Genomic DNA, 18,860 nt, shown 5'->3' on the forward strand with positions numbered 1-18,860 from the left:
GGGAATGGAGGGGTCAGGCGATGGCGGTGATGATGCCGCCGACTGTCGTGATCGTGATACCGCCAGCCGTGTGCGGGCCGTCTGCGATCGGCGTCGCTGCTGCTATTGCGGTCAGATTTGCGGAATCGTCTTGCTTGCCGTCCAAAGCGGTTTGCAGGTCTGTTTGATCAGAAAGGGTGCCGTCGATTCCGCCCCAAGATACGGATGAAACCGAATATGACAGACCGGTCCAGGCCGTCGCGCCGTCGCCATATTTGGTTCGGCGCGTGTCCGTTTCTAAGCCCGGTTCGCCCAGCGCAAGCACAGGGTTAACGGTGGTCCAATTAGCCGATGTGTCGCGGCGGATGCGGAATTTAACGAGGGCCATTATTCGACCTCCGTCGTTGCATCGCCGCCATCCATGTCATCCGGCTCTTCGATTCCAGAGATCAGGTCATCCCGATCGGCCGGGTCCACAAGATCAGGCGGCGGCGGCGCGGTGCCGGTCAACGCCAGAACGGTGGCATGTTTGCCCGGCGTCTCCTCCATGAATGTCAGCGTCACCACCATGGTTGCCGGGTCCATGCTGCGATCCACGATCACCGCGTCAACGCCGTCCAGATCATGGTCCGGCAGTTCGAGCGTCAGCATGTCGCCCGGCCCATATTTGCGGAGGCGCGGCTTGCACGGGATAACCAGCGGAAAGCGCTCGCGGCCGTTGACAAGCTCATAGCCCGCAAGCTGTGCTGCATGGTCCTTGTCCTGGACTAGATTATACTGGCGTTCCTCGTTCTTTTCCTCGCCGTCCTCGGTTACATAATCGGCAACCTGCACCATGTCGGACTGCACATAGTCCCACTTGTTGGCTTCGCTGCGATACTTGGGGATGATCCCGTTGCGCCGGTCCCGCCATGACTGCATCGCCGTGACTTCGGCATCGTCATCGGCCAGATCGGCGGGCGTTACCGTGTCCAGCGAGACGCGCGGCGCATTGATTTTCAGGCCCAGCTTGCCGCCGATAAACAGCGGTTCCGCGCCCCCGGCCTGGAGAATGTCTTTCAGGTTTGCCCATCGATCGCCCGGCTCGAATATCACGCCGCCAACCTTCCAGCCGTTGGCATCGCAGACGTTGGCCAGGGCAATGAAATGCTCGACCATGATCCCCGCGACCGGCAGCCCGACGCCGAAAATCTTGATCCCGTTCTGGTAGCTGCCAAGCGCGTATTTCAGCGCGTGCAGGCCGGGACATTCTGACCATTCCCATGTGGCGCGATTGTCGATCCGATGCGCGCCGATCCCGCCGGGATAAGTGTCATCCTTGCGCGGATCGTAGCATTTGACGCCCTTCCAGACCGCGCCCTGGATCGGGACGCCGGACGAAAACCGCTTGGCCTTCTTGTCGAATTTCAGGTTCCACAGGATCGACGCCTTGCCGGACAGCTTATAGTCGGTTCCCCAATTTGGCATTCCAGGCCAGTTGGGCGTCAAGGCGGTGTCGGGCGTCAGGCCGAGTCGGAAGTCGCGATAGAGGAACCCCGCATAATAGCCCGTCGCCGCCGTCCCGCTGAACGGGATCAGCTTGAAATCGAGATACGCCCCCTCCAGCGCTTCGAGCGGGCCGGCGACCGAATAGACGATCGGCATACCGCGGTAGGGGTTCTTGACCTTGCTCAGCGTCGCGCCGTAGCCGACATCGTGACGGAGGACGCCACCCGCGTAAGTCCGGCCGATCAGATATGGGGAAAGCGCATCGGTGTCGATCGTGACGCTGCTGACAGATCCTTTCGCATTCGGTTTTTTCGCGGTCAGTTGCGCGCCGACACTGGCGACAGTTGCGGCAAGGCTCGCGTAGGTGGCAAGGGAGGTGATCGACAGGCCACCGACGCCCGCGCTACCTGCTGCGCCTGCCGCCGCTGGCCCCAACGCCGCGCCGACCCCGCTCGCGACCAATGCCACCGCGCCAGCAATCAACGCGACCTTTCGAAGCGTCCCGCTCATGCGCGCCACGCCCCCTTTATTTCCGTCACGACCAGCGGCTTAAGGCCGCCCAGGTCATCCATGTGATAGCCAAGCCATTTGCCGCCCGCATGGATGACGATGCTGTCAAAGCCTTCTCCGCCCTCCAGCACAGCCAGGTCGCCGACCCATGCCGACGCGGGCGCGATGCTGGGCAGAAGGCTGTCAAGCAAAGCCGCCATATCCGCGAACCCCGTCTTTTCCAGCGCGCGCTTCGCCCCCAAGGCCGACCGAAAGTCAGGGATCGCCGGTGGCCGATGGCCCATGTTGCGCAGATGATAGCGCGCCAGGTGGATACAGGTCGCGCGCTTGGACCAGTCGAAAGGCAGGGTTCGGTATTTCGCCAGCGTCTTGCGGGTGGCCGCTGCCCGCTCAACGCTAGAAAGCATTGATACGCGATCCGTTGACGGCGGCGCGGGCGGCACTCAGTCCGGTCAATGAAGCGGTCCCCTGCGCCTCCACGCCCCAGGCGACCGAGACGCCCAGCCCCGTCGCATTGTCCTCGCCCAGCTCGCCGGGGTTGACCACCTTGTGAAAGCGCGGGTTCAGGCTGTTGCCTTCGTTGATCGAAAACAGGCGTTCGGCGGTGGATACGAAATCAATGTCGAGTTCGCGCTTGCTCTTGCCGATGCGCAGAATCGTTTGATCAATCTGGCCGTCGAACATCAGGTCAGGATCGCCAATGATCAGGCCGGTATCAGCGTCCACCTCTGCGATCCAGAAGCGCGCGATCGAGCCTTGCATCCCCGGCGCGGAAATATCCGAGGCGGCGGCGGTGGAGGCGGGCAGGAACGTCAGCTTGAACGCGGGCACGCTATCCCCGACGCCCTCGCTGAAAGCCTCCATAGAGCCGATCGTGCCAAAATCCGGATCGCTGCTGCGATAGGTGTTGCCGCCAAATTCCAGAAAGCCGCCATCGCACAGGCGGATATTGCGGCCATCGCGAAGCTGCATTTCCATGAGGCCAGACAGGAAGATGCGATCCATCTATTCCGCCTCCTCAACCACGAAACTCAGGCTATCGACCAATTCGCCTATCGCGAGCGACCAACTCACATCGCCATCGACCAAGCCTTCGATCGTGGGCTTTGCCAGTTCGACATGCGCGCCGTTGGGGAACGGGATGCGCAGGTTCGGGGTGACGATCAGTTCCATGTAGCCGCTGCCATCCGCAATCGACTGCGCTTTGACGTTGTGCAGGTAGCCTTGCGTCGTTGCGTCGCCGTCGTGGATAGTCAGCCAAAAGCCTTCCTTCGCCGCATAGTGAGGCGTCCCACCGCGCAGCAGGATCGCGTTGCCGGACTGCCCAGCGCCATCGACCACAAAGCTGCCGGGCGTCCCCTGATAGACGCCTTGCAGCGGGTACTCGACTTTCAACCCTTCGGACTTTGCAGCCAGCAACCGAGACACCACCCGGCGCGCATCCTCGCCCGAACGGATAGGCAGGGTCATCGCGACCCGGTAGCGATTGCCTCCGCGATCGAGACGCAGGATCTTCGCGCCGGTTGATGGCCGGATGATCCCGCCGAAGTCCAGCAGGGTAGGTTGCGCGCTATTGGGAATAGCGCCTTCGGGAAGCGTGATCATGCGAGGCGGCGACTATTCGCGCGGCCGATGGCTTTTTGTGTCCCGCCGCTGATAGAGGGCGCGGCACTGGCCACGGTCTGCGCTGATACGCCGCCGGAGATTTGAGTAACGACAGGCCGGAATAGCGCGCCTTCGACCACTTCGATGCGGACGCTGCCGCCGCGTCCGCTGTTGTCGTTTGCGCCATTCGCATGGACGTAACCCGACCGCGAAGGCGTGAACATTTCCGGCCCGCGCTCGCCAACGACATAGGATTTGCCGCCCGTCACCGGCCCGCCGTTCGCGCGGAAACCAGAGATGGCGGTGAAATTGGCGAACGAACCGGCGAGGCCTTTGCCAAGGATGCCGCTCTGCGCGATCTGGCCAAAAGCGTTGAAGGCGCTGGACAGAATATCCAATATCCCGCCGCTCTTGATCGACTGGGCCAGGTTGGAAAGGGCGTTCAGGGACTTGTTGGCCATGTCCACAAAGGACTGCCCAGCAACCTCATTCGCGGCCTGGATATTCTTCGCCGCCGTCTCGCCAGCGCGGGCAACGGTCGCCCATGCTTCATCCAGCGCGCCAGCGATCGGCACCACATCGGGGATCGCGGTTTCCTGATTGGCTTCGCGCTGGGCATCGGAGACGCGGAAGCGCTGCTTCATCACCGCCGCGTCCCTAACCGCCGGGGCCAGCGTCGTATCAGCCTCGATCAGCGCCAGCTTTTCCAGTTCTTCGCGATAGGCTTTGGTGGCGGGGAACAGTTCTTCCAAGATGCCGCTGATACGGGCCTGCATGGCCTTGAAGTGATCGGCAGCCGTCTGCGTGGCCTTGGTGGTCGGATCGACCATGACGCTATCAAGCCGCGCAAATTCTGTCGCGACACCATCAACGAGGTCAGGGACATAGCTATGTCCGACAACCACGTCCCAAAGCCACTTGAACTTGTCGGCGACCGTCTGGATGCTGCCGGTGATCGACTTCCAGACGCCCGCGAGGGAATCGACCAACCAGTGGCGCACATCAGCCACCATACGCGATGTCCATTCCACCGCAGATTGATGCATTTTGCTGAAACTGTCACCCGCCGACCGGGCCATCCGCAGGAAAGCGGCGTCAAAGTCATCGGCCCATTTCTGGATTGCGGCAAGATTAGCGTCGCCTGTGCGAACGGCATCTTTCAGGGCGTCGCCGATCGACTTCTGAAAATCACTGCGGCTTGGAATGCCAAAGCGCTTGTCATGCGCGTCTGCTGCTGCCTGAATCTCGCGGAGCTTGCCGTCGATGGCGTTGTAGGCGGCGGTGGTGCGCTCTGCCACGCCATCGATCCATGGACCGATCTTGTCCCAATTCTTATAGGCCAGATAGACTGCGCCAACAGCAGCGGCCAGGGGGATGAGAACGCCGGTCATACCAGCACCCGCGCCCAATGCAGTCGTAAGCTGGGGCAGGAGGGGCAGGATATTGGAAACGCCGGACAGGAGCCCGCCGAACGCCAGCGCCACAGGCCCGGCGGCGGCGGCAATGCCGGTGGCAATGATTAGAAACTTCTGCGCTTCCGGCGATAGCCCGGTGAAGGCGTCCAGCAGTTTGCCGATATAGTCCGCCAGCACAGGGATAATCGGGAGCAGCTTTTCGCCGATCGCGTCGCCAGCCTGGCCCAGCTTGACCATCACTTGGCGCATCGGTTCAGCCTTCGCAGCAGCCTCCGCCGCGCCACCGAACTGCTTGTTCAATTCAGCCAGCATGATCGCCTGCGCGCCAGCGGTATCGCCGCCTTCCTGCATGGCCTTGATCTGCTCTTTTTGCTGAGCAGTGAACTGAATACCTGCGCGAGACAGTGCGGTTAGACCCTTGATCGGGTCGTTAAGCGCCTTGCCGACCATCAGGGTAGCGCCCTGCAAATCCCCGCCCATGCGCGTGGCGAGGTCAACCGCCGCCTGCTGTGCCTTTAGGAAATTCTCGCCAGCCACATTGCCGAATGTCAGCAGGTTTGCCGTTGACTTCTGCAGAATCTCGTCTGCATCGATCAGGCTATTCATTTCCAGCTTGTCGGCGAACTTGGCGAGTTTTTCGGACGAAAGCCCGGCGGTGTTGCCCATCGACTTGATCGCAGCGTCAACCTGAGCGACCGCTGCTGCCTGAGACTTCGCCCCCTGCACAGTCTTGGCAGCCAGTGCGATAAGCGGGCCGGTAATGCCAACGGTCATCACGGATCCGATGGTTTTGAAGCGATCAGCCGTCTTCGCCATCGACTTCTGAGCAGACTTGAGCCGCTTTTCAGCATCGCCAACGCCCTCCTGAAAGGCGAGGCTGTCGAATCCGAGGATGTATTTCAAAAAGCCAAGAACGACCCCTTGCCCTTGACCATTTGCCATAGCAGCCTCCTACATCACGTGCTTCCACTTCCGTCCAAGGCGAATTTCGCGAATGGTCGGGGCAGAAACGCCGAATTTTCTTCCTAGAGAAGCGGACGATTCACTCGTAGCTGAGCGAATATACCGGACCTTTTCGTCATCAAGTTTAGCCATGCGAGATCTATCGCCACGGTTCCAAGTGCCGTGACGCTGCATGTCTTTGCTATTCTGTTCTGATGTTACCCATCGCAAATTAGCGGCGGCATTGTTCAATCTGTTGCCGTCACCGTGGGCAACTTCCATGCGCGCATGCTTAGCTGGGCCGTGGAAGGTTTCGCATACGATCCGGTGAACATAAGAGCGGGTTGCTGTGTTTTCCCTGCACAATGAAACCTGATAGTATCCGTAATCTCTAGCTTTCAGGCTTAGTATCTTTGCGCTGTATCGCCGTGGCTTTCGGTCTTTTTGAGCGACAACTCTATCAACCGACCTAATCCGGCCAGCTGAGCTAGCCTCGTAGAAACCTTCAAAGCCCTTGACGGGCAGCCATACCTCGCCATCAAGATTTAGCGGCGGCGCGCGGTCTGGAGCTTTCGACCGGCGGCTTTGGCACTTCTCACAGACGTAAATAATCGTTACTGATTGCTCAGCCATATCGCTCTCCTAGACAGAAGCGGTTGGTTAGGACCGGGTTGGCGTTGGTAGCGCTCGCCCGGTCCGAATTTTTTACATCAGAAAGCGTTAATCCGCAAGGCATTGGCCCTTGTTCGGGCGTTTGAACTTTGTGCAGCGCCAAAGAGCCTGCTCAAATCCTGTAGTCCGGTTAAGTGAGTAATTAAATACTACAGCTTGGGCCTCCCGATCCAGCAACGGCATTGCTGTTCCCGCATTTTCGGCATCGTTCCATGCGATGACTTGGCAAATTTGCTTACCTTCGCATTGTGATCGAGCAGCTTCCAAATATCTTTCTGCATCCATTCCCGGCGCAGAAACCATAGAAAAAACCATGCCGTTATTGATGTCTTTGAAGACGGGAGAATCAATAGTCGGGGCTTCTGAACCACCGTCACGCCCGCACATCGCGAGAAGCACAATTGCCACCCCTAGAACAGCTAAACCGGCAACATTGCTCTTCTTATTTTTCGTCTCCGACATGGCAGACCCTATCCCCCTGATACCGCGCCCACCGGAGCGCCATACCAGACTTCACCATAGCGCAGGATAGGTCAACGCCCTTCGGTGTCCTGCACCATGCCGCTGTTCGCGCGCCCCGTCCGTTGCCTTGAGACAAGCATGTCAGGACGGGGCCGCGCACAATGATATGACCTTCTTTACGCTGCCCGATCTTCTGGCCGACAAGCGCCGCCAGAAAGTCACGAGACTGCGCCGCCCCTGCCTTCGGGCAAGGTTGATTGGCGCGGCATGTTCCGTTCATTTCCCGCGCGGCGATCCCCGCCAGTCTAATCTTCGGGCCTTCCTTGCACCATATCGGACCATCGCCGTCATAGACCGCTACCGGAGTGCAGGCGAACATTGTCCCAGCGGAAACGATTTTGGTCATCAGTGCAAGCATCATTCGGGCTTAGCACGCTTGACCCGCCTGATCACCACATTGCCGCCCTTGGCAGCCAATTCCTCGAACATGGCAATGACCGCGAAATTATCGCCGCCCGCCTGTTTCGGTTTTGCTTGGTCGAGATATTTCGCGAGAGGCTTGAGACGCTTTTCCCGCGCCATGGCTTCGATTTGATGCGCCAGGATTATCGTGCGTTCCCGTTCGCCCCGCGCCCGCCCGCGCATGACGTTGGCGTAGCTGCGGAACGTCTGACGCCAGAAGGATTCAGGCTCTAGGCCTTGGGCTGCCCACGCTTCCTGAGCTTCGTCCCAGTCCCAAGGCTCGGCTGCACCTTTCCCTCCGCACTCGGATCAGCTTTGGGCATGATCGCGCTCATTGCGGCGGCGATGGCTTCCCCGACCACTTCACCCTCACCGAGCAAGCGGATCGCATCGGCGTGCGTCATGTCGGGATGCGCGGTTTTCAGGCCCCCATAGAGCAATCCGCCGATGACCTTGAGCGGCGGCGACTTCACCACCTTACCCTTGGCGTCGAGAACCGGCGTCATGGCAGCCATAAGCTCATTCGGCCCCAACCCGGTCACGTCCTCCGCTTCCGCAAAAGCGTAGAGGTCGAGGATGATCTTATATTCGTCCCCAGCCTCGGTCAGGAAGGAAGATTCCCCGCGCATCCTGGCCATTACGCAGCGGCTTCCTGCGTATCGGCGGAAGCGATGCGAATGGTGACGGTCGCTTCCATCTTGCCATCGGCAGAAACTTCGCCGCGGTCGATCGAGTTGCACTTGCCGGTCGTTTCGATGACCACAGATGCAACGCCGCTTTCAGGGATATGAAATTCCATGGCGCGGATCGCGCGAGAGGTCCGCCAAGCGAGCAGCTTGGTATCGGTGTCGGAGCCCGGCCGATAATTGAGAACGACCTGAACTTCGCCGCCGTTGATCAGGCTGTCGATATATTCGCGATACCGGTTTGCCGACTTGAGGTGCGTCGATTCGACTTCCTCGTGTTCGGGGTTTGGCAGCGTGAAGCTGACCACTTCGACCGCCTCATAGAGCGCGGTGCCGTCGTTGAAATGAAACTCGCCACCCCAGCCGACGCTGGCTTCCTGCGTTTCCGCCATGTTTAATCTCCTACGTGCCAGATGATGAAATCGACGGATTGCCGATGGATGAAAGAACCGTCTGCGATGTTCTCGCCAAGGTCGCGCTGTGCATCGACGCGGGCGTTTCCGAACTTCTTGCCGCTGATCGTCGCGGGCGGCTGCAATGCGGCGATAGCGGCCTGCGCCAGTGCCATCGCGGATGCATAGGTTGCGGCCCAGCAATCGCACTGGACCAGCGTCGCCCGCGCGCCGTCAACGCCTTTCAGATGGTCGGGCCGGGGGTCACTGATCGTTTGCAGGCTGATCGCGGGCAGCGCGGCTTTCTGTGGCCGCGTCATCCAATCAACCCGCGTGCCTACAATCCCCCTGACCGTGTTATTGGCCAGCAGGCGGGCGCGAACGCCGGATTGAAAATCCATGCTACCCCCTGGCCGCTTTCTTTGCGTCGCGCGCTGCCTTGCGGATGATCGCCGCGTCGGCTTCGATCATCAGGGCGTCGGCGAAGGCTTTGAACCGTTGATCCTTGCCACTGTCGATCGCGGGCCGGAAAACCGGGGTCGCAGCCTGATCGCTATTGCCGAACTCAAGCTGCACGCCCGCGATGTCTTGGAGGACAACCTCCAAAGCAACGCCGCCCTTCGCTTTGCCTGGCAGGACATCGACGCTTTCGTATGTGTCGCCGCTCAAATTATGCGGCGCGATATTGGACCGAACGCCGCGCGCCAGCATTTCAGCCGGGACGCCAAGCGACTTGCGCCCAACGCCGCGTGCCGCAGCCTTGCCCATTTCGTTCAATTGCCGGGATGCCTCGCGGAAACCCGTCATGCTTGACGCGCCGCGTGCCATCACCGAGCCGCCCGAACGACATTCATATCAAGTACAGCCGCTTCGCCTGTTTCCGAATGTTTTCTGTCGCCCAAAGCGGTCGCAAGTTTGACAAGGCCCAACATAGTTTAAAATCCTCGTCATGAATGCTTTCATAAGAAAAACTGCTATCTGGCACGATGTGGTCAATGTGCCAAAGGTGTATGTTTTCCCAAGACATTTTTGGTAGAAACTGCCGCTCAAGGTGAATTTTTAGTTCTGCCCATGAGTATCCTAAAGCCGTAGCCCAGTCTTCCTTTGCCGAACCGCGTGACAGCTTTGACTGTAAACGTCTGCGCATTGCGCATTGAAGGCGATGCCTAAGAGGGTTTAGAGTTCTATTCTTTGCCACCGCTTTTCGCTGACGCTGTTTTCGGGCCTCTCTCTGCTCTGGCGTCTCGTTCTCACGGACTCTCTGCCTGTAGGCGCTATCTCGAGACCGTATGTAATCGATGTTTTCAATTCTATATTGGCGAAGGCGCGAAGCCTCTTTTCCCTTGATCCGCGCTTTGCGCGCTCGGCTGATCCGGTCTTGGCGAATTTTACGGCACGGTGCGCAAACCTTTTGCCTGTTGCTCGCCTTGCGCGCGACAACTCTACAGTCTTCGCAAACGAAGCTACCTGTCGCCTTTGGTTTTGACCTTAATTCTCGTTTAGCCTCAACTAAACACATTCTACATCGAGCATTTAGGCCAAGGCTACCGCCACTTTGGCGGTAAAAGTGCTCGGTGGTTGCCGGTTTTGTCGTATTGCACTTGGTGCACGTCTTCTCAGACGCTAAAGCATCCGCAGCCATTCGATCCTCACATGATCGTTTCGGTTAGGGCCGAGAAGTTGTTAGCGCAGCTTCTTGGCCCGTTTGATTGAATCATGTTTGGCTGCGAATTGCAAGCAGACGAACACCGTCATTAAACCCAAGGTCGTTATGCGCGGTGATATCCCAAGCGGGCCAGTTGTCCGGGTTCGCGTCCGTCACCGGATAGCAAACCCGATCGCCGACACTGACAGCCCGCGTTTTGCTGTTGCTCAGCACCTCGAACGTCGCGGCCTGCTGTGCCTGCTCCTGTGCGGCCTGGCGCTGCTCTGTGCCGGTCCCGTAGTAGATCGCCGCATATTCCATGCACCATGTCGCCCATGCGCCGGGGATGGTGGTGTAGGTGTCATCTACCGGGGTGCCGGGGCGTTGGATGGCGATTTTGTGGGGGCGGTTGCGCGACTTCATGCCAGCACCGGATCACGCCAGCGGTGAAGGATATTCTTGACGCCATCGGTCAGCCCGGTTGCTTCTTCGGAGGCGAACAAGTCTTGCAGGGTCAGGATGATCGCCGCCTTGATCAGATAGGGCGCGGTTTGGTCGGTCCATGCAGGGTCCGACTGGTTGGCGTATTGCATCACTATTTCGGAAGCCGCGTGCATCCTAAGCTCAATGTCGGAATCATGGTCGTTATCAAGGACGCGAAGTGCGTCCTTCGCCTCCTCCATGGTGATCAGGGACGCCATCCGCTAACTCCATACCCAGCTATCAGGAAGGGTATTCCGGTATGAACTGCGCCATGCGACGATTCCGTCGATCGTCGGCATACCTTGGCCAGTAAGCAACCAGTCCCAATCGAGCGGAGAATAACCGCCAATGAACTCGCGACTGGCGCGACGCTTGCCAGTTATGACGTTGATCTCATACCGCCACACGCCAGCAAATGAAGCGATGCGCCAAGCGAACAGGGAGCGCAGCCAGGTAATCACAGCTTATCCCTGCCATCACGGCCGCGCTTGGCTGCCAGCGTCCAGTCGCCGCTATCGGGCTTGCCGCTGGTAGCCTTGTCGGCGTGCCATAGGCTGCCGCCCCATGTGATCGTATCGCCCTGCTCATAGGCAGAACCTTCGCGATAGACGCCACGATAGATCATGGTCGGGACGCCGATCTGAAAGGCGTATTCGGTTTCTCCCTTGGCGAAGGCTAGGCGGATTGTCCGGCCGTCCTCCATCAGGCTCATATTGAGGTCATCGACGCCGAATGGGATGCCGTCTTTGCCGTCGATCCCGTCGCGGCCGTCCTTGCCAATGATCTGGCCAAGCGCTTTCAATCGGCCATCGGTGAAGCTGGCGATAAGATTGCCATCGCGATCGATCACAAGATCCGCGATTCCCGCTCCATCCTTGCCATCAGCACCGTCGCGCCCGTCCTTGCCGTTGATGCCAACGCCATCCTTGCCATCCACGCCATCGCGCCCGTTTGAAGGGGCGGGGATAGAGGCCACGGCATCGGCAACCACCTTGGCGATCAATTCCGGGTCGGCATCAGCACCGTCGCGCCCGTCCTTGCCGTCCTGGCCCTTTTCGCCTGCCTGCGGGGTGCGTGCTTCTAGTTCGGCGATGCGATCAGCAAGCGCTTTGTTTTCAGCGATCAGAGGCGCAGTCGCGCGATCGACATAGCCTTTGACGATGCCAACCATCTCTTCGCCGAACGCTTTGCCATCGAACATCACGCCAGCCCCTTCATCATCGTCAGCAGCGCGCGGGCGGCTTCTGCATTGTCGTTAGCAGGCGCTTCTGGCGCAGCAGGGGCGGGGGCAGTCTTATTGAATGGATCAGGCTGAGCATCGCGCTTCGCAAGCGCCGCCAAGCTGTAATTCTGCTGCTGTAGGTAGACTGCATCACCGCCAGGCGTTGGTTTCTTGTCCAGCTTCGCCCGCATTTCATCGACCATCAGTATGCCTGCACCTTCCTTCAGCACCTGCATCTGCGTCACGCTGTCCATGCGGAGCAGGTTTTCGACATCAAATTCAGTGCCAAGGTTTTCGCCAGTCGCAAGGCCTTCATCCAAACACAGTTCGATCGACTCGATCAAAACCTGCAAGCACTGCGAATAATATTCGGTGTTGAGCGCCTGGACATTGTTATAGGTCGGCTGCGCCCCTATCCCGATTTTGTAAGGTGGGACGTGATAGGTGGAACAGACGACTTCCGCAGTCCATTTCAATTGCTCGATAAGCTGCGCATCGACAGCTTTGACCGCCATGGCCTCGTATTTCAGGCCATCGCCAAGGACGGCGACCTTGCCGACATTATCGCCGGTATAGTTTGCTTCCCAATGCGCCTTAAGCCGCTCAGCCGTATCCTTGCCGATCTCTCCGGGCGCTGTAAGGATGCCGCCCGGCTGAGAATTGTTGCCGAAAAACTTGGCCGAATTATTCTGGATCGACAGGCCTTGCGTGGATGCCAGGCCGTTGGCAAAGATCGGAGAAAGCCCGACCAGCGGATGGAAAAAGCAATTGAAACGGTCGTGGATGATCTCGCGAGCTGGCACGATCACCGGGTCTTTGAGTTCAGACAGGTGGTCGGCGTTCAAATCATAAAAGACTTCGCCATTTTCAGCGACAAGGGGCTTCACGCGGTTCGGGTCAAGCACATACATCTTGACCACGACGCCGCGCCCGTCTCGCTGTTTCAGGATATAGACGTTGCCCGACTGGAGCTTGCTCAACACCCACGATTCAAAAAATTGGATGCGGTTCTGGAAGGTGTTGGGCTTGCGCAGGACCGGCGAATATGCGGCGCGCTTGGTTTCGCTCCAGATGCCAGCACTGTCCTGCTCTACCAGCTTGACGCGCAGCTTGGCGACATCACTCGCGATAAGGGTTTGGCAGGCGAATACGGCGTGGAAGGACAGGACGCTATCCAGCTTGATCTCAACATTCTTCTGCCAGGCCCCGGTGAAGCTTTCCTTGATAAGGGGCCACCAGCCACCGCGACCGGAAGGGGCGGACAATTGCCCAGCCGCCTTCTCGCGCGAGATGTTGAGGCCCAGGAAGCGCATCAGTAGATCGCCACAATCCCGGTGGCGGTCGTCCCACTGACGCGAACAGCTTTCGCCTGGATGGGCAGCAGTTCGCCAGCAGATACCGCGAGGGTAACGGGGGCAGCGTCATCGCGAGCGACAATCGAAATATTGCCAGCGCCGCCTATTTTGAGCGCTCGGCAAGGCCCGTCCGGCAATTCGTTTGAGGCGTGTGGAGTGACAGCGCGAAGCGCGCGACCAGGCCCGGCGGATGATGTGGTGCGTATGGCCATATCAGCCATTTCCCCGCTTCTCAGCGATTTTCTCAGCGAGCGTTTCTGCGCTCCAGCCGTTGAAAGGTCGCTTTCCGAGGACTTTCTCGTAGAGATCCCGCAGAGATTCAATATCAGGCGCATCATCGGCCACAAGACTGGTCGTGCGGTAGCCCAACTTTTCAAAGATGCGTGCGTAGCGCGGATCGCTCGCCTTGAGCGCCCGCGTGAAATAGCCTTGGTGCTTCATGGCAAAACTCCGCTGGAGGAATGAGGGCGGACCAGAAGGCCCGCCCATCTATTCTTATTGGTAGGCGGTGCCGGTGATGAACTGGACGGCGCCAGCGCGACGCTTGCCCCAGTTGATATACCGTTCGGCACGGATACCGACCATGTTCATCTGCCAAAGCGAGACGAACACGGTGGCGGCAGCGGGCGGATCGGTCGGGGCGCTGTCCATCTGGAGCGATGCTTCGCTGCTGACATCGAGCATCGTCTGACCATCATCGGCCAGCAGGATTTCGCTCGCCTTGACGAGGATGATCCGCGAACCGGCAGGGATCGCCGGAGGTCCGGTGACCGCCGCCTGCGCAGGGATATTCTCCGAAATGACGACCGGAAGGCCGAGCAAAGTGCCTGTCCCGGTGATCGACATGCCAGGGAACTCCGCCTGTCCGAGCGGATTGAGCATCAGCGCCAGGCCGAGAGCCTGCGTTTCGGTCATGATCCACACCGCGCCTGCGAGCGACATATTCGCCGCCACGAAAGCCGCCATGAGCGCCTGCGCATCAGCGCGGAAAGCGTCCGCGTCGGTGCCGGAAGCGGTGATTGCCGTGACGCCATTAGTGATGGACGCCGGGGACACTCCTGCCGATGCAGCCACGGTCGGGTCCACGAATTGACGATCAAGGAACTGCGCCGTCTGGTCGATCAAGTCCTGGCGAACCACCTCTTCGGCGGAAGGCGAGGACGAACGCGCCAACTCGTCGGTGATGACGACGATCCCGGCCGTCTTGGCCATCCCGAGCGTCACCTGATCGAACGCCAGGGCGCTGACCGGCTTGGGCTTGCCTTCACCAACCCAACCAACAGTCGAGCCGCCGGTTTGGCGCGGGATTTTGATATTGAACGGCACGCGGCGCAGGCCGGGAATGCGTCCGATGATGGTTGCCGGACGCAGCAGTTCGGCGAACTCGCTGGCCATGTTCTGATATTCGACCAGCGGCTTTGCCCAGGTGGTGTCAGTCGTGGTGCCTGCTGCGACGGCGGCCTTCAAGATCGTTTCGACTTCCGGCGTGCTATCGTGCCAGCCCTTGGCGATTTCGGCCGCCTGCATCAGGTTGCCCTTGGAGCGCGCAAGCGCCATGGCATAGCGGGTGAACGAAGTACCCTTCGGCAGGTTGGTGCCCTTCACTTCGATCCGGTGCCCGCCGCGCGCGGCAGAACCTTCCTCCGTGCCCGAACCAACCACTGTGGTCGTTGCGGCGGCCGTGGCGTTCGACTTTTCCATGGAGCGCAGGCGCTTCAAATGGTCATCGATTTCGGTGATGTCCGCTTGATTGCCGTCGAACTGCTCCTTTTCGGAAGCGTCGAGCGTGGCGCCTGCGGTTGCCGCCTTTTCCATGATGGTGCTGTTGGCAGCCACCAGCGAGGCGCGCTTCGTTTCGAAGGCGCTGATCTGTTCAGCAAAATTCATGATAATGTCCTTGAATGGGGGGTCTTTGCTTGCCCCCATCGCGGGGCAGTGTCCGAGCCAATCTAACCCTATTGCCAATCGCGGCGGGTAGATTTGCTTGAATTTAGGCGGCCTTGTTCTTTCGTGGGCCAAATTTCTTACCAGTCAGAGCCGCCGCAATCGCGGCGCTATGCTCCGCAGTGCGCGGCTTATATGGTCCGCGCTTCTTTCCTGCTTGGTTCTCCGAAATCTGTTTGCATCGGGCCTCGCTCAAAGGGCCTTTCTTTTTACCCTTGTGCGCAGCGCTCATCTTGGCGCGCGTTTCGGCTGAATGTTTCGTCCCGGTCTTGGCAGCGCTCATTTTCGCCCGCGCGCAGGAAGTGTGAGTCTTCCCAATATTCGCCGCTCGGATGCGATCTTTCACTTCCTCTTGGAGAGTCACCCCGAGGATAGATCCTGCTAGGGGTGCAATATTATATTCCGGCTTAAGCGCATCGATCGCCGATTGCTCTCGGTCGATGATTTTTTCCCGTTCGCACTCTTCAAGAATTACGAAAGAGAAATTGCTCTCGCCGTATTTCGCGAATGCACTCCGCAAATGCGCGTTGTGGTGTCTTCCGGTCCGCAGTTTGCGCAAATGCACCTTCCATCGCGCCTGCAAATCAACCGAACTCCCGACGTAGCGCTTGCCATTGACTAGATTGACGATCTCGTAGATTCCAGACTGAGCCATTGTCGCATCTCCATTGCGATTTCGGTTAGGCTCGGCGCGGTGTTACCAGCACCCGTCGAGCCGCATTCAGCCTAGAAGAAAACCCCAAAAAATCAAGGTTTGGCGCGCTTGATTTCGCGGATTACGAAGGGAGGAGCCCGATCGCGGGCGGGGTCATCCAACGTCACCACACGGGCGCTTTTGCCGGTCGCGGCGGCACCTTCGGGGTTGGCGGGGATTTCAGGGTCAGGGATACCTTCGGCCGCGCGAAACGCTGCGTCGATGGACTTCACCTGAGAAATGATTGCATCAGCCTGCGCGGGGATGGTCACGGCAGACAATTCGAACACTTCGGTTTCGGTATAGTGGACGCCGCCACTCTCCATGAAACTGTATTCAATCGGCCTGAAACCCACCGATGTCGCAGTAACAAGGCCGTATTTGATCTCACCCCAAGCGGTATTTACCCGGTCCTGAAGCTCGCCCGGCTCTTCGATCTTGGGAATCTCAGCGCGAAAAGCGATCCCGTCCTTCGTCGGCTTTTCAAACCAGACCTTGCCGATTGGCTTGTCATGCTTGTGCTGCGACAGGAGGGGGAGGGGGTTCGTGAATTTGACACCGAGCGGGTCGATAATGTCGCCCACGCGATCGACGGTTGGCGTCGTTGCGATCCCGCTAAAAGTGCGGGCGTCATCGTCCAGAGCTTTGATTGCCAAGACGCTATATGCACGATTCTGCATTCCGATATCCTTTACAGAATGAGCATTTGGAATTTGGCGCGCTCTTGCGTCGGCACCCGCGCAATCACACCCATGGCCATACAAAGTGCAACAGCAGCGTCGATCTTGTTCACAGCGCGCTCCTTTGCCAGCCAGTAATTGCCCCAGCGATCTTCGTCCGTGACCGCGCTCATCATTGCCGAGATCAGCACCGGGTTCCGCTTCAAGCGTATCCGGCCTTCCATCATCGCGCTTTCCAGCTCGCGCACGCTGCCGGGCATCCACAGGCCTTCCGGCTCCGTGCTTTTCGCCTTTGCAGCCTCGATCATCGCCTCAGTGGGCTTACCCTTTTTCGTGCCGCCCTGGGGATGCTCCACGAACTGGATGCTCAGTCCCAATCCGTTGCATTCTTCCTCGAACCGGCGGAAAGCGTAGCGGTCATATCCCACTGCCACGATATCGAAATTGCGATCATCATCGGCCAGCGATTGGGCGACGTGATCGAACCGGATGCTCTGGCCCTTTGGCGCGTGCAGATGGCCGTCACGCACCCAAACATCGTAAGGCGCTTTGTCCCTTAGCGCGCGCTCCGAAAGCGTATCCCCCGGCGTCCAAGCCTCAATCCATGCGTCATAGGTCGGCTTCGACACGATCGCCGGGCGATCATCAATCATCACCTCGACATCGACGCTGCCGGTTTCCACGATGCTCGCCTTGACGGTCAAATCTCGCGATTGGCTAAGGTCGATGCCTTGCGCGATCTTCTTGCCGTGGTGGTCGGCTATATCGAAATCAGCGAGGCATGGCTCCAGCACCGCCCGCGACATCCACGCCGTGTCCGCGTCGGTCCAGACGCAGAAGTGGAGGCGCAGGATGCCGTTCAGCTTACCGGGGATGGCCTTGGCCTGGGCGACAACGCCCGCCAGATAATCCTCCGTCAGAATCGTGCCGAGCAGCGGGTTCGCCTTTGGCCAGCAGCTTGGATCCGTCAGTGGATCATCGCCGGGGTCGAGCGAACACACGAAAGAAAAGGTGCTGTCATCGATCGGGTCGCCCACATAGGCGAAATCTTCGCCCGGCGTCGCGGTCCCTGCGGCAACCTTGACCGCGTGTTCATGCTCCTCATAGCAGATCGAATTGCGGTCAGACCCGCTGTTGGTGATCATCAAAAGCAGCGGTTGCCGCCTAAATTTGAAACCGCGTTCGATCATCTCCACCGCGTCGCGGTTCGGATGCTCGTGCATTTCGTCCGCCAGCCCAATGTGTGGGCGCAGACCAGAGCCAGACTTGCCAGCGCTGCGGCTCAGGGGCCGGAAGAACGACCCCTTGGGCAGCCACGCCAGATTATAGACCCGCCCCGGCCCGCCGCTTTGCGTGATCCGGGCTGCCAGGTCGGGCGATTGATCGACCATCGCGACGGCATCGTTGAACAGAATCTTGGCCTGATCCCGATGCGCCGCGACCGCGTATATCTCAGCGCCAGCCTCATCGTCCGCCATCATGCCGTAAAGGCCGATGCCGCCCGCGAAGGGGCTTTTCCCGTTGCCCTTGCCTTCCTCGATGTAGGCGCGGCGGAAGCGGCGATAACCGTCGGCGCGCAGCCAACCAAAGATATTGGCCAGCTTGAACGCTTGGCTGGGGTGCAGCAGGAATGGCCGCCCCTCGAATTGCCCCCCGTTCAGTCTCAGCTTTTGCTCATAGAAGCGGATGACCCGCTCAGCCTTCTCAACCGAGTAATGCAGGCCGCGTTCGTGTCCCCGCGCCAGGTCGTCCAGATGACGGCGGCAGGCATTGCGAACATGAGGGCCAGCGACGAATTTACCGGCTAGAACGTCGAGCGCGTATTGGGTGCCGCGATCAGGCGTTGCCGAAGAACTCATCCTCTTGCGGTTCCTCGTCTGGCGCACCGACCTTGCTGCGATCGGCGGGGGTGCCGCCCATCTTCGACAGGATCGATTGCAACATGCTCAGCGCCGTCACGCCGACATCCTGCCCGCCCAGCAACCGGCCGCGCACGCTGGACGCGATTTCGACCAGCGAGCGGTCAGCTTCCATCAGCCATGGCAGTTCGGCGCGGTAGCCTTCCCATGCCTGCTTGCCGTGAAGGTCCAGAAACGAGGATGGCTGTCCAAGCGGGGTTGATTTCGGGTCGCTGCGGCCATTGTGGCGCTGCGGATTCTTGGCTGCCGCGCCGGTGACTTTCGCCTTGGCTGTCGGAGTGCGGGGTGCGGGCATAAAACCTCAG

Annotated in this window: 25 protein-coding genes; all 25 read right to left on the reverse strand. The window is 59.5% G+C overall.

Going from position 1 to position 18,860, the window contains the following annotated elements:
- Positions 1-13 precede the first annotated feature (13 nt).
- The gene (locus sphantq_RS14720) at positions 14-367 is read right to left on the reverse strand and encodes a PE-PGRS family protein (protein WP_272798840.1); all 354 of its coding nucleotides are present in this window, start codon (positions 365-367) and stop codon (positions 14-16) included.
- Complete coding sequence (locus tag sphantq_RS14725; RefSeq protein WP_272798841.1) at positions 367-1,977, reverse strand: hypothetical protein; 1,611 nt, start codon at positions 1,975-1,977, stop codon at positions 367-369. The genes sphantq_RS14720 and sphantq_RS14725 overlap by 1 nt, the downstream gene beginning before the upstream one ends.
- Entirely contained in the window at positions 1,974-2,384 is a 411-nt protein-coding gene (locus tag sphantq_RS14730) for a DUF6950 family protein (RefSeq protein WP_272798842.1), read from the reverse strand. Before sphantq_RS14730 ends, sphantq_RS14725 begins: the two co-directional genes overlap by 4 nt.
- Positions 2,374-2,982, reverse strand: a complete 609-nt coding sequence (locus tag sphantq_RS14735) for a hypothetical protein (RefSeq protein WP_272798843.1) — start codon at positions 2,980-2,982, stop codon at positions 2,374-2,376. The genes sphantq_RS14730 and sphantq_RS14735 overlap by 11 nt, the downstream gene beginning before the upstream one ends.
- A complete protein-coding gene (locus tag sphantq_RS14740) occupies positions 2,983-3,582 on the reverse strand; it encodes a hypothetical protein (RefSeq protein ID WP_272798844.1) in 600 nt (199 codons plus the stop codon).
- The gene (locus tag sphantq_RS14745; protein ID WP_272798845.1) at positions 3,579-5,939 is read right to left on the reverse strand and encodes a phage tail length tape measure family protein; all 2,361 of its coding nucleotides are present in this window, start codon (positions 5,937-5,939) and stop codon (positions 3,579-3,581) included. Before sphantq_RS14745 ends, sphantq_RS14740 begins: the two co-directional genes overlap by 4 nt.
- A 9-nt stretch (positions 5,940-5,948) precedes the next feature.
- Complete coding sequence (locus tag sphantq_RS14750; protein ID WP_272798846.1) at positions 5,949-6,572, reverse strand: NUMOD4 motif-containing HNH endonuclease; 624 nt, start codon at positions 6,570-6,572, stop codon at positions 5,949-5,951.
- Between the two features lie 87 nt (positions 6,573-6,659).
- Complete coding sequence (locus sphantq_RS14755) at positions 6,660-7,073, reverse strand: hypothetical protein (protein ID WP_272798847.1); 414 nt, start codon at positions 7,071-7,073, stop codon at positions 6,660-6,662.
- Positions 7,074-7,490: 417 nt separating this feature from the next.
- Entirely contained in the window at positions 7,491-7,655 is a 165-nt protein-coding gene (locus tag sphantq_RS14765; protein ID WP_272798849.1) for a hypothetical protein, read from the reverse strand.
- A 110-nt stretch (positions 7,656-7,765) separates the two neighbouring features.
- The gene (locus tag sphantq_RS14770; RefSeq protein ID WP_272798850.1) at positions 7,766-8,173 is read right to left on the reverse strand and encodes a hypothetical protein; all 408 of its coding nucleotides are present in this window, start codon (positions 8,171-8,173) and stop codon (positions 7,766-7,768) included.
- Entirely contained in the window at positions 8,173-8,613 is a 441-nt protein-coding gene (locus sphantq_RS14775) for a phage tail tube protein (RefSeq protein ID WP_272798851.1), read from the reverse strand. Before sphantq_RS14775 ends, sphantq_RS14770 begins: the two co-directional genes overlap by 1 nt.
- Before the next feature lie 2 nt (positions 8,614-8,615).
- The gene (gene gp17 / locus sphantq_RS14780; RefSeq protein WP_272798852.1) at positions 8,616-9,014 is read right to left on the reverse strand and encodes a tail completion protein gp17; all 399 of its coding nucleotides are present in this window, start codon (positions 9,012-9,014) and stop codon (positions 8,616-8,618) included.
- 1 nt (position 9,015) lies between these two features.
- Complete coding sequence (locus sphantq_RS14785) at positions 9,016-9,420, reverse strand: hypothetical protein (RefSeq protein WP_272798853.1); 405 nt, start codon at positions 9,418-9,420, stop codon at positions 9,016-9,018.
- Between the two features lie 907 nt (positions 9,421-10,327).
- On the reverse strand, positions 10,328-10,681 hold the full coding sequence (locus sphantq_RS14790) for a phage head completion protein (protein ID WP_272798854.1): 354 nt from the start codon (positions 10,679-10,681) through the stop codon (positions 10,328-10,330).
- Entirely contained in the window at positions 10,678-10,959 is a 282-nt protein-coding gene (locus sphantq_RS14795) for a head-tail connector protein (RefSeq protein WP_272798855.1), read from the reverse strand. Before sphantq_RS14795 ends, sphantq_RS14790 begins: the two co-directional genes overlap by 4 nt.
- A 3-nt stretch (positions 10,960-10,962) precedes the next feature.
- A complete protein-coding gene (locus tag sphantq_RS14800) occupies positions 10,963-11,202 on the reverse strand; it encodes a hypothetical protein (RefSeq protein WP_272798856.1) in 240 nt (79 codons plus the stop codon).
- Positions 11,199-11,942 (reverse strand): hypothetical protein, encoded by a 744-nt coding sequence (locus sphantq_RS14805; protein WP_272798857.1) that lies wholly within the window; start codon positions 11,940-11,942, stop codon positions 11,199-11,201. The genes sphantq_RS14800 and sphantq_RS14805 overlap by 4 nt, the downstream gene beginning before the upstream one ends.
- Complete coding sequence (locus tag sphantq_RS14810) at positions 11,942-13,276, reverse strand: phage portal protein (RefSeq protein ID WP_272798858.1); 1,335 nt, start codon at positions 13,274-13,276, stop codon at positions 11,942-11,944. The genes sphantq_RS14805 and sphantq_RS14810 overlap by 1 nt, the downstream gene beginning before the upstream one ends.
- Positions 13,276-13,539, reverse strand: coding sequence for a spike base protein, RCAP_Rcc01079 family (locus sphantq_RS24405; protein WP_443021481.1), 264 nt, complete (start codon positions 13,537-13,539; stop codon positions 13,276-13,278). Before sphantq_RS24405 ends, sphantq_RS14810 begins: the two co-directional genes overlap by 1 nt.
- A complete protein-coding gene (locus sphantq_RS14815) occupies positions 13,532-13,759 on the reverse strand; it encodes a hypothetical protein (protein WP_272798859.1) in 228 nt (75 codons plus the stop codon). Before sphantq_RS14815 ends, sphantq_RS24405 begins: the two co-directional genes overlap by 8 nt.
- A gap of 54 nt (positions 13,760-13,813) precedes the next feature.
- Positions 13,814-15,205, reverse strand: coding sequence for a phage major capsid protein (locus sphantq_RS14820; RefSeq protein WP_272798860.1), 1,392 nt, complete (start codon positions 15,203-15,205; stop codon positions 13,814-13,816).
- A 103-nt stretch (positions 15,206-15,308) separates the two neighbouring features.
- Positions 15,309-15,917, reverse strand: a complete 609-nt coding sequence (locus sphantq_RS14825) for a GIY-YIG nuclease family protein (RefSeq protein WP_272798861.1) — start codon at positions 15,915-15,917, stop codon at positions 15,309-15,311.
- A gap of 92 nt (positions 15,918-16,009) precedes the next feature.
- On the reverse strand, positions 16,010-16,636 hold the full coding sequence (locus sphantq_RS14830) for an HK97 family phage prohead protease (RefSeq protein ID WP_272798862.1): 627 nt from the start codon (positions 16,634-16,636) through the stop codon (positions 16,010-16,012).
- An 11-nt stretch (positions 16,637-16,647) separates the two neighbouring features.
- A complete protein-coding gene (locus tag sphantq_RS14835) occupies positions 16,648-18,495 on the reverse strand; it encodes a terminase large subunit (RefSeq protein WP_272798863.1) in 1,848 nt (615 codons plus the stop codon).
- On the reverse strand, positions 18,473-18,850 hold the full coding sequence (locus sphantq_RS14840) for a hypothetical protein (RefSeq protein WP_272798864.1): 378 nt from the start codon (positions 18,848-18,850) through the stop codon (positions 18,473-18,475). Before sphantq_RS14840 ends, sphantq_RS14835 begins: the two co-directional genes overlap by 23 nt.
- Between the last annotated feature and the right edge of the window lie 10 nt (positions 18,851-18,860).

It is taken from the genome of Sphingobium sp. AntQ-1 (assembly GCF_028538045.1).
GTDB classification, from domain to species: domain Bacteria; phylum Pseudomonadota; class Alphaproteobacteria; order Sphingomonadales; family Sphingomonadaceae; genus Sphingobium; species Sphingobium cupriresistens.

Excerpts from the sequence above, each read along its gene's own strand:
- sphantq_RS14720 (WP_272798840.1), bottom strand. The coding sequence starts at position 367 with ATGGCCCTCGTTAAATTCCGCATCCGCCGCGACACATCGGCTAATTGG.
- sphantq_RS14725 (WP_272798841.1), bottom strand. The coding sequence starts at position 1,977 with ATGAGCGGGACGCTTCGAAAGGTCGCGTTGATTGCTGGCGCGGTGGCA.
- sphantq_RS14730 (WP_272798842.1), bottom strand. The coding sequence starts at position 2,384 with ATGCTTTCTAGCGTTGAGCGGGCAGCGGCCACCCGCAAGACGCTGGCG.
- sphantq_RS14735 (WP_272798843.1), bottom strand. The coding sequence starts at position 2,982 with ATGGATCGCATCTTCCTGTCTGGCCTCATGGAAATGCAGCTTCGCGAT.
- sphantq_RS14740 (WP_272798844.1), bottom strand. The coding sequence starts at position 3,582 with ATGATCACGCTTCCCGAAGGCGCTATTCCCAATAGCGCGCAACCTACC.
- sphantq_RS14745 (WP_272798845.1), bottom strand. The coding sequence starts at position 5,939 with ATGGCAAATGGTCAAGGGCAAGGGGTCGTTCTTGGCTTTTTGAAATAC.
- sphantq_RS14750 (WP_272798846.1), bottom strand. The coding sequence starts at position 6,572 with ATGGCTGAGCAATCAGTAACGATTATTTACGTCTGTGAGAAGTGCCAA.
- sphantq_RS14755 (WP_272798847.1), bottom strand. The coding sequence starts at position 7,073 with ATGTCGGAGACGAAAAATAAGAAGAGCAATGTTGCCGGTTTAGCTGTT.
- sphantq_RS14765 (WP_272798849.1), bottom strand. The coding sequence starts at position 7,655 with ATGGCGCGGGAAAAGCGTCTCAAGCCTCTCGCGAAATATCTCGACCAA.
- sphantq_RS14770 (WP_272798850.1), bottom strand. The coding sequence starts at position 8,173 with ATGGCCAGGATGCGCGGGGAATCTTCCTTCCTGACCGAGGCTGGGGAC.
- sphantq_RS14775 (WP_272798851.1), bottom strand. The coding sequence starts at position 8,613 with ATGGCGGAAACGCAGGAAGCCAGCGTCGGCTGGGGTGGCGAGTTTCAT.
- gp17 (WP_272798852.1), bottom strand. The coding sequence starts at position 9,014 with ATGGATTTTCAATCCGGCGTTCGCGCCCGCCTGCTGGCCAATAACACG.
- sphantq_RS14785 (WP_272798853.1), bottom strand. The coding sequence starts at position 9,420 with ATGACGGGTTTCCGCGAGGCATCCCGGCAATTGAACGAAATGGGCAAG.
- sphantq_RS14790 (WP_272798854.1), bottom strand. The coding sequence starts at position 10,681 with ATGAAGTCGCGCAACCGCCCCCACAAAATCGCCATCCAACGCCCCGGC.
- sphantq_RS14795 (WP_272798855.1), bottom strand. The coding sequence starts at position 10,959 with ATGGCGTCCCTGATCACCATGGAGGAGGCGAAGGACGCACTTCGCGTC.
- sphantq_RS14805 (WP_272798857.1), bottom strand. The coding sequence starts at position 11,942 with ATGTTCGATGGCAAAGCGTTCGGCGAAGAGATGGTTGGCATCGTCAAA.
- sphantq_RS14810 (WP_272798858.1), bottom strand. The coding sequence starts at position 13,276 with ATGCGCTTCCTGGGCCTCAACATCTCGCGCGAGAAGGCGGCTGGGCAA.
- sphantq_RS24405 (WP_443021481.1), bottom strand. The coding sequence starts at position 13,539 with ATGGCTGATATGGCCATACGCACCACATCATCCGCCGGGCCTGGTCGC.
- sphantq_RS14815 (WP_272798859.1), bottom strand. The coding sequence starts at position 13,759 with ATGAAGCACCAAGGCTATTTCACGCGGGCGCTCAAGGCGAGCGATCCG.
- sphantq_RS14820 (WP_272798860.1), bottom strand. The coding sequence starts at position 15,205 with ATGAATTTTGCTGAACAGATCAGCGCCTTCGAAACGAAGCGCGCCTCG.
- sphantq_RS14825 (WP_272798861.1), bottom strand. The coding sequence starts at position 15,917 with ATGGCTCAGTCTGGAATCTACGAGATCGTCAATCTAGTCAATGGCAAG.
- sphantq_RS14830 (WP_272798862.1), bottom strand. The coding sequence starts at position 16,636 with ATGCAGAATCGTGCATATAGCGTCTTGGCAATCAAAGCTCTGGACGAT.
- sphantq_RS14835 (WP_272798863.1), bottom strand. The coding sequence starts at position 18,495 with ATGAGTTCTTCGGCAACGCCTGATCGCGGCACCCAATACGCGCTCGAC.
- sphantq_RS14840 (WP_272798864.1), bottom strand. The coding sequence starts at position 18,850 with ATGCCCGCACCCCGCACTCCGACAGCCAAGGCGAAAGTCACCGGCGCG.